Origin of the sequence: Agaribacter marinus, assembly GCF_030160655.1 — a bacterium.
GTDB classification, from domain to species: Bacteria; Pseudomonadota; Gammaproteobacteria; order Enterobacterales; family Alteromonadaceae; genus Glaciecola; species Glaciecola marina.
The window spans coordinates 54,868-70,075 of the sequence record NZ_BSOT01000005.1; the positions used below are offsets into that span (position 1 = coordinate 54,868).

11 protein-coding genes and 1 pseudogene are annotated in these 15,208 nt (G+C 41.4%); 8 read left to right on the forward strand and 4 right to left on the reverse strand.

Annotated features, from left to right (window positions below; all coding sequences use genetic code 11):
• Positions 1-21: 21 nt before the first annotated feature.
• Positions 22-1,476, forward strand: a complete 1,455-nt coding sequence (locus tag QQK00_RS01940) for a DUF1501 domain-containing protein (protein WP_284215798.1) — start codon at positions 22-24, stop codon at positions 1,474-1,476.
• Between the two features lie 74 nt (positions 1,477-1,550).
• On the opposite strand, the gene QQK00_RS01945 is transcribed toward QQK00_RS01940, so the two are convergent.
• Positions 1,551-2,375, reverse strand: coding sequence for a glycine-rich domain-containing protein (locus QQK00_RS01945; RefSeq protein ID WP_284215799.1), 825 nt, complete (start codon positions 2,373-2,375; stop codon positions 1,551-1,553).
• A 241-nt stretch (positions 2,376-2,616) separates the two neighbouring features.
• On the opposite strand from QQK00_RS01945, the gene QQK00_RS01950 reads away from it, so the two are divergent.
• Entirely contained in the window at positions 2,617-4,200 is a 1,584-nt protein-coding gene (locus QQK00_RS01950) for an FMN-binding glutamate synthase family protein (protein WP_284215800.1), read from the forward strand.
• Positions 4,201-4,320: 120 nt separating this feature from the next.
• Positions 4,321-5,751, forward strand: coding sequence for a serine hydrolase domain-containing protein (locus QQK00_RS01955; protein ID WP_284215801.1), 1,431 nt, complete (start codon positions 4,321-4,323; stop codon positions 5,749-5,751).
• A 45-nt stretch (positions 5,752-5,796) separates the two neighbouring features.
• Here QQK00_RS01955 and QQK00_RS01960 read toward each other — a convergent pair whose 3' ends face one another.
• Positions 5,797-6,921 (reverse strand): ATP-binding protein, encoded by a 1,125-nt coding sequence (locus tag QQK00_RS01960; RefSeq protein ID WP_284215802.1) that lies wholly within the window; start codon positions 6,919-6,921, stop codon positions 5,797-5,799.
• 77 nt (positions 6,922-6,998) lie between these two features.
• Between QQK00_RS01960 and QQK00_RS01965 the strand changes: the two genes are divergently transcribed.
• Positions 6,999-8,885, forward strand: coding sequence for a PQQ-dependent sugar dehydrogenase (locus tag QQK00_RS01965; RefSeq protein WP_284215803.1), 1,887 nt, complete (start codon positions 6,999-7,001; stop codon positions 8,883-8,885).
• Positions 8,886-8,963: 78 nt separating this feature from the next.
• On the forward strand, positions 8,964-9,719 hold the full coding sequence (miaE, locus tag QQK00_RS01970; RefSeq protein WP_284215804.1) for a tRNA isopentenyl-2-thiomethyl-A-37 hydroxylase MiaE: 756 nt from the start codon (positions 8,964-8,966) through the stop codon (positions 9,717-9,719).
• Positions 9,720-10,270: 551 nt separating this feature from the next.
• Here the strand turns inward: miaE and QQK00_RS01975 are convergent.
• Positions 10,271-11,377, reverse strand: a complete 1,107-nt coding sequence (locus QQK00_RS01975; RefSeq protein ID WP_284215805.1) for a purine-nucleoside phosphorylase — start codon at positions 11,375-11,377, stop codon at positions 10,271-10,273.
• A 127-nt stretch (positions 11,378-11,504) separates the two neighbouring features.
• On the opposite strand from QQK00_RS01975, the gene QQK00_RS01980 reads away from it, so the two are divergent.
• Positions 11,505-12,392 (forward strand): LysR family transcriptional regulator, encoded by an 888-nt coding sequence (locus QQK00_RS01980; protein WP_284215806.1) that lies wholly within the window; start codon positions 11,505-11,507, stop codon positions 12,390-12,392.
• Between the two features lie 169 nt (positions 12,393-12,561).
• Positions 12,562-13,071, forward strand: a pseudogene (locus tag QQK00_RS01985) (MiaE family protein); the annotation flags it as partial.
• A 26-nt stretch (positions 13,072-13,097) separates the two neighbouring features.
• Here the strand turns inward: QQK00_RS01985 and QQK00_RS01990 are convergent.
• On the reverse strand, positions 13,098-14,162 hold the full coding sequence (locus QQK00_RS01990; protein ID WP_284215807.1) for an MBL fold metallo-hydrolase: 1,065 nt from the start codon (positions 14,160-14,162) through the stop codon (positions 13,098-13,100).
• A 208-nt stretch (positions 14,163-14,370) separates the two neighbouring features.
• Here QQK00_RS01990 and QQK00_RS01995 point away from each other — a divergent pair, with 208 nt between their 5' ends.
• A complete protein-coding gene (locus QQK00_RS01995) occupies positions 14,371-15,102 on the forward strand; it encodes a DUF4097 family beta strand repeat-containing protein (protein WP_284215808.1) in 732 nt (243 codons plus the stop codon).
• The last annotated feature ends 106 nt before the right edge of the window (positions 15,103-15,208 follow it).

The following is a 15,208-nucleotide window of genomic DNA, read 5'->3' on the forward strand; positions in this document are numbered from 1 at the left end:
GCCTACTGAGAGGAACGAAACATGATGAATAGACGTCAATTTATAAAAGGCAGTGCAGCAGGCTTAAGTGCGAGCGCAATGCTTGGTTTGTCAAATAGTGTAAATGGCATGAACGCGTCAACATTGGCTCAGGCGAAAGATCTTTCCCCTATATTGAGTGGCCCGAACAACGGTGTGCTAGGAGCACCGCATTTGCCAGCTAAAGCCAAGCGAGTGATCTATTTGTTTCAAAGTGGCGGTCCGTCGCAACTTGAGACATTTGATTACAAACCAACGTTGGCAAAACGGCATGGGCAACAATTGCCTGATGAGGTCCGTGGTGGCCAAGTATTGACTGGTATGAGTGCCCAACAGTCGTCTTTGCCGTTGGCAAAATCAGTGTTTGATTTTAAGCAATACGGCGAGTCAGGTGCATGGGTAAGTGAACTGCTTCCGCATACCTCTAAAATTGTGGATGACTTATGTATCATTCGCTCGATGAAAACCGATGCGATTAATCATGACCCTGCGATTACCTTTTTACAGACAGGTTTTCCTATTGCAGGTAGGCCAAGTATAGGGGCGTGGTCGAGCTATGGTTTAGGTTCAGATAATCCCAATTTGCCACCTTTTATTGTCATGGTTTCAGCCAATAGCGGTGGGCAACCTTTGTATGCCAGACTTTGGGGCAATGGGTTTTTGCCATCTATTCACCAAGGTGTGCAATTTAGAGGTGGGAAAGACCCCGTGTTATATCTGAATAACCCACCGGGTGTAGATTCATCAAATCGTAAGCAAATGATGGAACATTTTAGGCGTTTACAAGATTTGCAGTATCAACAATGGCAAGATGAAGAAATTCGCTCTCGAATGGCGCAATATGATATGGCAGAAAGGATGCAGGCCTCTATTCCTGATGCGACTGATTTGAGCGACGAGCCAGATTGGGTATTTGATATGTACGGCGAGGATGCCAAAACACCCGGTACCTATGCTGCCAATTGCTTACTCGCCAGACGTTTGGCTGAGCGAAACGTTAAGTTTATTCAGTTGTATCATCAAGGTTGGGACCAGCATGATTGGTTGCCAGGTGGTATTACTAAACAATGTAAAAATACAGACCAAGCATCTGCTGCATTAGTCACTGACTTAAAGCAACGCGGCTTACTCGACGATACCTTAGTCATTTGGGGGGGGGAGTTTGGTCGCACCAATTACTCTCAAGGTAAATTGACGGAGCAAGGCTACGGCCGCGACCATCATCCCGGTTGTTTTAGTATTTGGATGGCTGGTGGCGGTATCAAACCAGGTGTTTACGGAGAAACCGACGAATTTGGCTATAACATTGTAAAAAACGAAGTCCATGTGCATGACTTCCACGCAACTTTGTTCCATTTAATGGGTATAGAACATGAAAAGCTGACCTATAAATACCAAGGCCGTCGTTTTAGACTAACGGATGTGCATGGGCATGTCATAAAGGATATATTGGCTTAGGCAGTCATTGCTTGCGAGACATTAGCATTCAGTTATCTTTTTGAATGTTAATGTCTAATTTTTCTGCAATAAATTTAGGAACCACAGCCTCCACCACAGCCCGACGAGCAACCGCTACTTCCGTCAGAGCCCCCGCTTGAATCGTTGTCACTATGCTTACTTTTGCTTGAAGTACTTGAGCCTACGAAAAAGCCGCCAGAGCTATCATGCGAACGACTACTGTTTTTTCGTTGATTACTTTTTTTCAGGATATATGCGAATACAAAAATAAACGCTATTGCACCAACAAGCGCAACAGTAAGGCCTATATTTGTGGACGAAGATTCTTGTGTAGACGCTGCGTAAGCGGTGCCTGCTAAGGACGTAATGACGCCAGCCAGAAGAAGTTTCTTGTCTAATTTAGTATTTAAATTAATGCTTGGTTTTTTAATCATCCAAAAATTGCGGGTATTCACCCGTTGAAAACTACCGGCGTCTGCAAATCTCTCTTTCGGTTCTGGCCAAATGTCTTTTGGGGCATCACCAAATACAGTTTGGTACATATCGAGTGTTTGCTGATATTGTTGAAGGTATTTTTGGTTTTCTTGTTGACCACCTTTTGTTGGGCCGTGATGTATTTTTTGTTTAAGTAGGCCGTTACACATCTCATCCCAATAAGATTCAGTATACGTCATATGTAAATGCCAAGCTTGATCAACTTGATCCGATGGCGTTTGTGCTTTTTTTGTCGTGACGATTAAAAAGATGAAGCGTTTATATTCCGATATAACCTTATTGGTAAAGTCCATTGTCCAATGATTCTCGCGGGCGAGCCTATCTCTAAAAGAGAATGTGGCATTTGTCGGCCCAATCTCAAACGCCATTAACTGGGCAAGCAGGTCGTATTGTATTTTATCCATAAAATATCCTTTGTATTTAAATTAATCCAATCAGGGATAACACATCAATTTACTTAGCATAGCAAGATGCAAGCATTCATAAAAGACGCTCCAACGTTTGAGTTTGCATGTTTGCGTACTGCGTAAATCATTTATTGAATACGGATTTTGAAAGTAAAACAAGTACCTAACGGTCTTTGGCTACCGTGCATGTTAACTTAGTGCTCATATTCATCCTGATACTATTTGTGGAGTCAAACCAATGACCGTAAGACAGATTTTCGTTTTTTTAGCGTTGAGTAGTTCAACGTTGATAATTGCGCTTTCCTATTTTTTACCTCAAATGCTTTGGGTATTTGTCGTCGTAGGACCAATAATTATATTGGGTATTGTCGATATGTACCAAACGAAACAGTCTGTGAGGCGCTTACATCCAGTCATTGGACATTTTCGCTATGTGCTTGAATCTTTTCGTGCAGAAATTCAGCAATATTTTGTAGAGTCGGATTTAAATGGTACACCTATACCAAGAGAATTCCGCTCTTTGATTTATCAGCGAGCTAAAGGCGATAGAGACACAAGGCCTTTTGGTACCATTTTTGACGTTGAACGCGCCGGTTATGAATGGGTAAATCATTCGATGCAACCGAAGCATTTAAATGGCTTTTCTCCTCGAATAAAATTTGGCGGACCTGACTGTAAACAACCATACATGGCGTCGCCACTCAACATTTCAGCGATGAGTTATGGTTCACTCAGTAAAAACGCCATTATGTCACTCAATAAAGGCGCAAAATTAGGTGGTTTTTATCACAATACAGGTGAAGGTAGTATGAGTCCCTATCACCTTAAACATGGTGGCGATATAGTCTGGCAAGTGAGTACAGGTTACTTTGGTTGTCGCGACGAAAAAGGCAATTTTAATCCTGAAACCTTTAAAGAAAAAGCGGCGAAAGAGGTTGTTAAGATGATTGAAATAAAGTTATCTCAAGGCGCTAAACCTGGACATGGTGGCATATTGCCTGCTTCCAAAGTGACAGAAGAAATTGCCAAGATTCGTGATGTACCCGTTGGACAAGATGTTGTCTCACCGCCTTCTCATAGTGCTTTTTCTACGCCAAAAGGGTTATGTGATTTTATCAAACAGTTACGGGATCTTTCCGGTGGAAAACCCATTGGCTTTAAGTTGTGTGTTGGGCGTAAATCAGAATTTTTGGCCATATGCAAAGCGATGTTAGCAACAGGCATTACCCCAGATTTTATAACGGTTGATGGTGGCGAAGGTGGCACAGGTGCTGCACCAACTGAAATGACGAATTCAGTTGGTACGCCCATAAAAGATGGGCTGATTTTTGTGAATAATGCATTAATAGGCGTAGGATTGAGAGACAAAATTAGAATCATCGCGTCGGGTAAAATGTTTTCCGCATTCCATATATTGCGTGCGATGGCATTAGGGGCCGATACCGTAAATTCTGCGCGTGGTTTTATGCTTTCTTTAGGTTGTATCCAAGCGCGAACTTGTAATTCAGACCATTGCCCAACTGGCATTGCAACTCAAAACCCTGCGCGTAACAAAGCAATTGTCGTGATGGAAAAGTCTGTGAGAGTAGCAAATTACCATCGAGAAACGATTGAAAACTTGGTTGAGCTTATTGGTGCTGCAGGTTTGGATAGTCTCGACGCACTTGAGCCTCATCACATTAACCGAAGAATTGAAGGCGTAAATGTTAAGCACTATGGGCAACTTTACCCTGTCATTGAGCATGAAAGTTTACTTTGTACTGACAAAATACCCAACGATTGGCAATATGACTGGGAGTCGGCCAACGCGGATAGATGGTAGGTGCTAGGTGGTAAATAGTAATAGGCGACTATGTGACTGATTGTGTGTTTTAGTATCGTTTGCAATGGTGGTAACCTACGGGTAAGAGTAAATTAAATATTGATACTAGTGGAGTCTCATTTGCATCGCGTAATCATCTTCGTTTGTATTGTCGGATTTGCGACGTTTATACACGCAAATAGCGGTAACGCGTCGGTTAAAAAGGCGGTATTAGAGGATATTCAAACGCGTTACAAGGTGCCAGGTATGTCTGTGCTTGTTGCCAGTGGTGGGGTGACTAAACCAATCATATATCCGTTTAGTTACTACAACGGTGTTCGCTCTAATGACACCGGTGGACGGGTTGACGCGAATACGTACTTTCCAATAGCGTCCGTATCTAAAGTTTTTGCCTCTCATCTTTTAATGGAACTTGTTAATAGTGGAAAGCTATCATTAAATGATCCTGTTAAAAAGTGGGTGCCGTCAGCGCAATTCATCAAAGAAGTCTCTGTTGCAGACGTGCTCTCTCATCAGTTAATTGGTCGTCAGTCAGACACGTTTTTCTATGATCAGAGATTCAATTTAATTACTGCAATCATTGAGCGTATTACGCAACAAAAATATGAAGAAAGTATTGTGAAAAAGCTTCAGGCACAATTTTCTTCAAGCGAAATGATTGCATATACTGCGTCATCGACCGCTCAAGTCAGGCGGGCAGGTCAATTGGCTTCTGGTCATATTTATGACGGTGAATTGCAGGTGATTGAACATGATTTCGGCGTGTCTGCGTCTGCAGGATTGATAGCTACCCCTGCGTCTCTTGTAAACGCTGGCGTGAAGCTGATGAATCTTTTTGTGGCACAAGGTGATAAGGCGCATGTATTTGATTCAGCGAACAATAACGCAATGTATTCCAATGGCTTTTTTAGGCATAAATTACACGATAAAGACGTGCTGTGGTCATATGGGCAGTATGATGGTTATGCGTCGCTGTGGATAATTGTGCCAGAAGAAGAGTTACAACTGGTGATGTTATCAAACAACAACATACTGAGTGACGCTTCGCGATTAATTTTCGGTGATCTCACTCGATCACCGCTGGCAAACTGGTTTACTCAACACTTTATTTGTCATAAAGCTGAATGTGATTTAACTAGATCAAATGCCTTAGCGGATGTTCATCGCAAGGTCTATTTTAGTCGATATAGTAAAAGTGCGTATACTGACGCAATCAATGGAATTACGGCACTTTATCCAAGCAAGTTAAGTTGGGAGCGTGATGGTGATTTAAACCTTCTGCATTTGAGTAATTATTTATTCACCGTAAGTCATCATTTGGCGTATTCGCCTCCTCATTGGAGTGAATCTGAAGACGCGCTTTTACTTAACGACTCGCATGCAGTCATGCTTAAGAACCCCTATTGGTTATATTATGCAGGTAACGTGTACGATCGACGCGGCGACAAAGTAAAAGCAAATAAAGCTTTTACCGCTATACTGAATATTGTTGATATGCCAAATCATTGGACCGTGAACGAAGCTCAGGTATTTTTGAATAAAGAAAAGTGAATGTGTAAAGCCTTTATTGGGTGAACAGCCAGCTAATACGTCAGCTCATTTGGCTGTGTCGAATTCAATCACCACTTTGGCACCACCTAAGGTATTTGATTCACTTATTTCAATGCTACCGTCATGCCATTCAATAATGCGTTTTACGACTGCTAGTCCAAAACCATAACCTGTTGAATGCGATGTATCGCCTCTAACAAAGGGTTTCAATACTGTTTGGCGCTTGTGAGTAGGTATGCCGTTACCATTGTCGGCTATAGCAATACCTGCGCTATTTCCGATATTTTCTACAGTAATTTGTATGCGCCCGTTGCCATACTTTACTGCATTACTTAATACATTATTTACTGCCATTTTTAAGTATCTACTGTCGGCATCTATAAATGTTGGTTTACCTGATGTTTTAATACTGCATTCAGTGTTATCTAAGTCAAAACTTTCTTGGCACTGAGTCAAAAAAGCATTGAGTTCAATCGTACATCTGCCCAACGAAAGCATATTCTGTTCAAGGCGAGCATACTGCAGAAGGGTTTCTACAAGAGTTGTCATTTCCGCAATGTTTTGCGTAATTTTTTTCTCATACTTTCTACGTTCAACTGGATTGTCTTCTTCGCTTAAGGTATCAATCCCTAATTGGATGCGTGCCAATGGCGTGCGTAAATCGTGTGATACTGCACCACTTAGCATTTTTATGTCAGCTACAAGGCTTTCTATTTTATTTGCCATATTATTAAAATCGTTCTCGATGTCGCTGATGTAAGAAAAACGAGAAGGTTTTATACGCTGACTCAAATTGCCTTTACCAAATAGAAATGTTGCGTTTCGCAGTTTAATTAGTCTAATGATTAATGGATATGCCCATGCAAGTACAATGAATACAAGCGCAAAGTAGAAGAGTGAAGTAAACAAATAATTTACTGACCGGTCATTATTATGCACAACTGAAGCGTTCGGTATTTTTAATGTAAATATTTCATCTGTTTTGGGCAGGTAGTAGTGGAAAGACAAGTTCTCATCACTTTCTAATAGTAATGATTCTCCGGTTTTGATTTGTGTGAGTAGTTGCTGGGGGAGAGGAATGTCTTCAGCGTTAACAATATCAAGGCGGTAGTTAGTTTCATTTGATTGCCATTGTGCGATAAATGCTGCTCTATGGGGCGTGATTTGCAATGCTTTTTGTCATAAACACTTAATAGAAGATGTATAAAGTTTCATTTGATACTTAACTCTCCAATCACGAGGCACTTATGCCTAGACACTTTTATTTATTTGCAGTAGCAAGTTTACTAACGATTAATTATGCGTACGGAGAGGTGTTTAGTACTAATTTCGAATTTAACAATCGAAGTGGTGCTTTCACCTTGTTCGAATCGCCAAACCAAGTAATGTTTGAAGGTGGGCAATCTAAAGTCGTTGGTGATGAAGAAATATATCGTTCCGGTATATATGCCTATATGTTTGACAACGAGACCGTCACGATTAACTTCGAGACGTCGGTGAAAAGTGTCATCATATATCTTAAAAATCAAGACCCTGATATTAATAGTAGTGCACATGTGTATGAGGTTGACAAAGATGAGCCGGTTAACAGTATCCTTGGTGACTATGATGATTGGACTAGACTTGCTTATACTTCAGACGTGGGTATTACAAAAATAGTCGGCGTTAATGCTTCTAGGGGATATGCTGCATTTGAAGATTTGAGTTTTGAGACGTTTGAAGCACTTGTTCCCGTCGCGCCTGAAAAGTTGAACGATCCTATTCCACAAGCGATTGTTCAGAGTGACGTATCAATGTCACTTGATTTAATAAATGAACAATTGATAGACCCAATTGTTGGCGTTTCGGCTGCCGGGTTAGATCACGTGATATTTATCGCAGAGCAACATGGAAAAATCTGGCAACTAGATATCGATTCCGCAGGGCTGACAGAGGTAATGTCCTTGGAGTCTCGAGTAGTGACGGGTGGTGAGCGTGGTTTATTGGGGTTAGCTTTTCATCCCGATTTTGAATCCAACGGTCTGTTTTATACGCATACTTCTGAAGCCGACCCATCTGAAAGAGACGATGGAATGGCTGATTTTACTACTTTAATGGGAAGTGAGGCCCCTGATCATTTCACCGTTATTGCCGAATGGACAGCAACGTTACTCGATAGCAATCGCTTACAAGTTGACCCAACCTCTCGTCGGCAGCTGTTAACGGTCGCACAACCGCAAGGCAATCACAATGGCGGGACAATCTTGTTTGACAGTGGGGCTAACCTGTTGATTGGACTTGGTGATGGTGGCGGAGCCGACGATCAAGGTGTTGGCCATCCAAATGGGGGAAACGGCCAAAGTAAAATGAACGTTTTAGGCAGTATTCTGCGCATAGATCCCTTAGGAAGGGATTCAGAAAATGGTGCTTATGGAGTGCCTGCTGACAACCCTTTTGTTTCTGAACAAAATGTCGCTCACGAGATTTATGCTTTTGGCGTTCGCAACCCATTTAAGATGTCTTTAGATAAAGAGGATAACGTATTATATGTTGCCGACGTTGGGCAAAATGACATCGAAGAAGTGAATATTGTCTCTAGTGGTGATAATTTAGGTTGGCCGTTGCGCGAAGGCAAGTTTGGTTTTTTTAATAATGGAGAAGATGCTGGATATGTTTTTGACTCTATAGTAAGTGCTGAGTTTCGTGATCCCGTAGCGTCTTACGATCATGATGAAGGCCTTGCGATTATTGGCGGGCATGTTTATCGCGGGGATGGCAATTCTGCGTTGTTTGGGCATTATGTTTTTGGTGATTTTAGTGGGAAAGTATTTTTCTTAAATGAAAATCAAGAAATACAAAAACTTGCAATAGAGAACGATGGATTTGCTGAACAGCAACTCATCGGCATTGGTCAAGACGCACGCAACCAATTGTATTTTTTCATGCGAAGTGGACAGGGATCGCGTGTTTTTCGATTAAGTAATACGCAAGCACTTGAGCCGGACCCTGCGCCAATGCCTGCACCCGACTTACCAATGACACCCAGTAATTCGGGAGGTGGGACTGTTCATTTTTATTTTGTAATATTGGGCTTACTATCCTTATGGCGACAGAAGGCTCAATATTGCTGCACGAGTATTAATTGCGGTACGTAACAAAAGGTGAATAAGTTGGCACCAGTAGCGTTTATTGTATGCTAACATTCGAAAATCTAGAACATTACATCCATATAAATGTACACCGAATTATTGAAGCCTATTAATGCGTTTTTGTTGTGTGAAACTCCATCAGCGTGGATTGAAGAGGCAAAAAAATCAGAAAATTTACCAACACTGCTATTAGATCATCTTGTTTGCGAACTAAAAGCCGCCCAGAGTGCGATGTTTTTGATTCGTCGCTATGCAGTTGATGCTGATAGTGCTAAGGCGCTTTTAGAGTGGTTAAAACCTTATGAAGATTTTACATATCGTCACATCGGCAACTGGCGAGATTTAGAAAAGCGTAAACTCAATAAATCAATGATTGTTAAATCTGGCAGTCGTTATGGACAAGATTTAGTTGATAAAATGGTCATGTTAATTCGTGAAGAATTACATCACTTTTACCAAGTGTTAGAGATGATGGAGACTTACGGCATCGAGTATGAAAATATCAATTCAAGCCGCTACGCCAAAGGCTTACTCAGACACGTTAAAACCCATGAACCAGATGCACTAATAGATAAATTGATATGTGGCGCATATATTGAGGCTCGTTCTTGTGAACGTTTTGCGAAAATAGCCCCACATCTGGGTAAGGAATTGGGCGATTTTTATGTGTCTTTACTTCGCTCAGAGGCTAGGCACTATCAAGATTATCTAGAATTAGCTCAATCAATTTCACCTTTTGATATAGCTGATAAAGTAGAGAATTTTGGAAAAGTTGAAGCTGATTTAATATCTAGCCCTGATGCAGATTTTAAATTTCATAGCGGTATACCCAAACTTTAATTGGTATTGAGCTACTTTGAAAAACTTAGCTAAGCTGTTTCGCAGTTTAGACACACTCGACTTAGTAATTCCCATATGAATATCTCACTAAGGTTGCAGTATAAAAATTAGGCATGCAGTGATGTTGCTTTCATATATCTTCATCGCGGAAGAAATTACTAACTCTATATTACTTGTTTGAGCTTCGTTTTTACGTATTTCGTGTTCCTCAACATATTTAACCTTTAGATGCTAGGCCTTTAATATCTACTTGGACAAATGGTTCAGACAAAGTTGTATCTAGAGCAATCGAATTTACTAAAGTTGTATTACTATATACTGCTTTCGTAAACTTAAGCTCTATGGCATAACTTTTGTTATTTCTTTTTTGATTTGTCCAGTTTAATTAAACAGAACATTTACCTAGCCCTTGATAACTAGACTAGGAATCCGTTTACCATGAGATTTTTTAGTATTTTTACTATGCACGATTCTTTTTGTTACACGGTTAGTTTGTGCGCTATTCTCAATGCTGCTACTGAGCAGTAATTATCAAATATTAACCTTTGGTCCTAGTTAAATTTTGGTGTGTTTTCAGCATACTGCTGCCAGTTTTTGAGGAGTTCTTTAATTACCGCAGCCCCAGCTTGATATTGCGCTTCGAATGCCGGCACACTACCTAATGACTCGTCACCCGCAGATTCGATAATTTCGGTGTTCAGCGGTGGCATCGAATAATTACTGACGCCTCGTACCATCATGACGCGATTAAAATCAAGAAAGCCACGTTTGCTCATGCGATCCAGTACACCCATTATCACAGCCTGCTCCATTGCTGTAGTTGCAAAGCGTGCTTCACCATCCGTCCATAAGGTAATCCAGTCTCTAGCCCATTGAGTAAGCTGTTGCCCATGCCAATAGCGGGCAGTACCCAATGAAGCACCCACCAAAATTCGTGGTGGTTGCATCGCGGCCGCAAAGGTACTGTATTGAGCACGAAAATCAGTCAATGCTTTAGAATCTTTTAACGTTACGGCCTGATTGGAAATTTGATAAGCCCATTCGGTGAGTGACTTATTAAGGTGATAACGCATGGTGTAGTTGAGTTTTGCTCCTCCCCAGCCTCCGGCATCTGCATTCTTTAAAGGAGCCAGCCCGGGTTTATTAACACCGATGGCATATAAGCCGTAAGACCAGTCATTTGGTCTATCAAGCTCACCTAATTCACGTAATGCGTCACCATCAATGATATCTGCGGACCATACAGCGCTGCCAATAGAACCCGATTTAGGATCTATTCCCGCAATACCATTTACCAACCAATAGGTATTAGTAAAGTCCAGTCGACTATCCAGCAACAGCGACATGATTAGCTCTGAACAGGCAACTGTAGTTAAGTTTGCATCAGAAGGCTTACTGCAAGGGCTGCCATAAACCCCATTATCGTTATACACGATTTTGTGCGGTGCCCCAGCAACGTCTAGTGTTTTATCCAGAATTAAACGCTCCGCCCAAAACTGGAATTCACCTGGGGCGTCATCAGTATAGTCGCCCACTTCAAATCCAGACAACACGAATATCTTCACGGTCGGAAGTTCTGCGGAATCTTTTGCCAGTAGTGGGGCGCAAATTAAGCTGCTGAATAAAAGCACATTGGTTATCAATGCATGACGAATCATGGGCGTTTCTCCTTGTTTAACCGATTTAATGATCGCCTTTCATTTAATAACAGTTAAAATGACAATAAAAGACAATAATTGTCATTTTTTCTGATAGTAAAAATTAAATTGTTGAGAAGTTAAAGTTATGAAATTTAGTAATGAAGCAATAATAACGATCCTTGAGGTGATAAATCAGGGGTCGTTTTCCGGCGCTGCGCGAAAGCTCAAGAGGGTGCCTTCTGCAGTCAATATGCACATAGCGAATCTTGAAGCAGAGCTTGGTTTTAAGTTATTTGAACGACATAAGAAGAATGTAACACCCAGCAGACAGACTCTAGCCATACTCCCCCAGCTAAAGTTTGCTGCAGAGCAGTTGCTGCAACTGGATAGATTGTCTGCTGAGCTGTCATTAGGGCTAGAGGCTAAACTCATCCTTGGTATCGCGGCTGGCGTGCCTTATGACGCGTGGAGCCAATCAGTCAATACAGTGCAGGAGCGCTACCCTAATCTAATGTTAGATGTACGCTATATGCCACAAGAAGAACTCGATGAATCACTGCGGCACCAGACTATAAATCTTGCTATTGGCTTTCAGCCAGTAAAGTTGTCGAAGGATAAAAGTTTTAAACTTGTAAGCTGGGAAACCTTTATAGCAATATCGTCTGAGAGTTTTTATGAAAAGATAAAGTCGCAATACAGAAATGACATTAAGGACTTATTCCGATTCAAACAAGTGATTGTCACCAGTTTGTCGATACCGTTAGGTGAGAGTAGTCTTGAAGTTTCTAATTCAACGTTAAGAACCAACTCATTTGAAGTTGCCCTGGAGCTTGTTGCACAGGGAGCCGGATGGGCCAACATCCCTAAAACTACTTTTTCTCGCTACAAAAACGATCTAAAGTTAATTAAATTAAATTTTGACAATACAACCAATGGAATTGATTTGCCTATCGTCATACTATGGCAAAGTGATACTGCGCTCGGCCCAGCAGCTCAAGAATTCCTGAGTGCTTTCCCATCGATTGCAGGTTAGAAACAGAATTGCACAGATTAGCTGGCGCAGCACTAATCGTTCTGCGTAATTAATGCTGAATACATTCCTAAAGGACTTTTCATACCTCGCGGGTTGGTTGCGGTAATTTCAATAGCCAATTTTGTTTAAGGTTAACGAAGAACGTTTCGACTAAATTTTAATTTGCCATTTGGATAAACTGAAGCTCAATAAATCGATTATGCTTAAATCGGGTAAACCTAATAGTCAAGAGTTGATTTATGAAATGGTGATGCTCATTCGCGAAGAACTGCATCATTTTTACCACGTGTTAGAGATGATGGAGACTTACGGCATCGAGTATGAAAATATCAATTCAAGTCGCTACGCCAAAGGCTTACTCAGACACGTTAAAACCCATGAACCGGACGCACTAATAGATAAATTGATATGTGGCGCATATATTGAGGCTCGTTCTTGTGAACGTTTTGCGAAAATCGCCCCACATCTGGATAAGGAATTGGGCGATTTTTATGTGTCTTTACTTCGCTCAGAGGCTAGGCACTATCAAGATTATCTTCAGTTAGCTAAAGAGATTGCGGGAACCGATATCTCTGAACGCGTCGCGTTCTTTGGGACCATAGAGGCCGACTTAATTGAGTCTCCGGACGAAGACTTTAAATTTCATAGTGGCCAGCCAAACAGCAACACGAATATATAACACGCAGTATAGATGGGCAGTATTTATCAATCTGCCCACCACGTCTGATTCGTCTTTTCATTTAGCGTGAAAGGTTTACCAATAATAGGCGTGACGAGCCTAACCTCTGAATGTTTAGCTGCCTTCGATAAACGTTGAATGGGTGCTAACCAATGATGGTTTGCAAGATCATATTTGCCCCAATGTACAGGGAGTAAGTTGCTCGCTTTTAGCTCTTCACTGGCTTTTATAGTTTGTTCGGGAAACATATGTATTTGCGCCCAGTTCTGGTCGTATGCGCCATTTTCCATTATGGCTAAATCAAATGGGCCATAGGTACTTCCAATCTTCTTGAATTCGGATGAATAGCCGCCGTCGCCACTAAAATATACTTTCAACGCTGGCGCATTTACTATCCATGAACCCCAGAGTGTTTTCATTCTGTCAGTTAAACCTCGGCCACTAAAATGTCGTGAAGGAGCTAATATAAAATTGACATTATTTATTGTTTTACTTTCGTACCAGTCAAGCTCGGTTATTTTGTTTGAATTTATTCCCCAGTGCTGTAAATGCGCCTTAATACCCAGTGGTACAATAAAGTGTTTTACTTGCTTTGCCATGTCTTTGACGGCTTGCATATCGAGATGGTCATAGTGGTCGTGAGATATTAGCACTACGTCAATAGGTGGCAGTTGCTCAGTTGTTATTGGTGCTTGCAATTCAAATGGCGCGCCGCCAATTGGTAGTGGTGACGCGCGATAGAACACCGGGTCGGTGATGACGCTTAGGCCATTTGTTGCCATTAATACGGTAGAGTGTCCAAACCAAATCATTTCGCCATCTTGGAGCAATACGCCGTTTAACGATTGACTTGGCACTGGTGCACTTGGGTTTTTCCCCTCAACGCCAAAAATAAAGCCTTCTAGGAAATCCCAAGTGGACGGGCTGTCTTCTGTTCGCGTACTGATTTTTGTCGGCGTCAAGTTTTCAAAGGTTTCGCCATTGAAGTGTGTTGATTGTGTTATTTTCGTCTGACTTGTGTTGTCTGGTTTACCGCCAAACACAGGTGAGAGCCAAACGAAAGCGGCACCGATAGCTGATAAAATTAGCAATAAAGTGATAAAACTAAGCAATAAATATTTAAAAATTTTGATGTGTAAACTCCATATATGCAACTAAATCATGCATTGCCAACGCGCACTATAGTGGTCATTTTCAACAAAATAAGCGCAATATCGATATAAAAAATCATACATATAAACTTTTAAGTGTACAGTGGCGTCTTACCTAAAGACTAACAAATCTTTTAAAGGACTACTTATGAAAACTAACGCCTATTTCAACGCATTGTGCTGCTCTCTCGTCATTTTGTCTTTTGCCGCAAATGCCGAAACTATCCAAGAAAAAGAACTAACACTACCTACTAAAGGCATCAAAGCGTTCAAAATTGATGCTAGTGCCGGCTTCTTACATGTGAAAGGGAAGGCAGGCATTTCAGAGATTTTAGTAGAAGCGACCCTAATCAGCGATGAGTTCGAAGACACTGATTTTACCTTAAATCTTGAAGAGAAAGGGAATAAAGCGTTTCTCATAACGAAAGTCGGCAAACGCGCCCCAAATTACAACGCAAAAATCGATTTAACCGTAACAGTGCCCAATAATTTAGTGTTAGATATTGTAGATGGTTCGGGTGAAATTAAAGTCGACGACTTTACAAATAATGTGCGCGTTGATGATGGGTCAGGGTCTATGCAGCTGACTAATATTCGCGGTGAGTTAAACGTTGAGGACGGTTCAGGAAAAATTATTATTCAGAACATTGGCGGAGATCTACGCTTAGATGATGGTTCAGGGAGTGTTGAAATTACCGACGTGAAAGGTGATGTGCGCGTCGAAGATGGTTCTGGTTCAATCACACTGCGAGGTATTGATGGCCATGTTATTGTTGATGATGGTTCGGGCAGTATTAACGTAGATGGCGCGAAATCATTTACGCTCATTGATGATGGCAGCGGTAGTGTTAATTTGTCCAATGTTAAAGAGCGAAGTTAGGTATTCTGCGGTCGTCAAAGGGCGACTACCGTGGGCGAATCCAATAAATGATGAAAACCCTTTGAAATCAATTGCTTAACATCGGTGTTATGGTAGCTAAACGCAT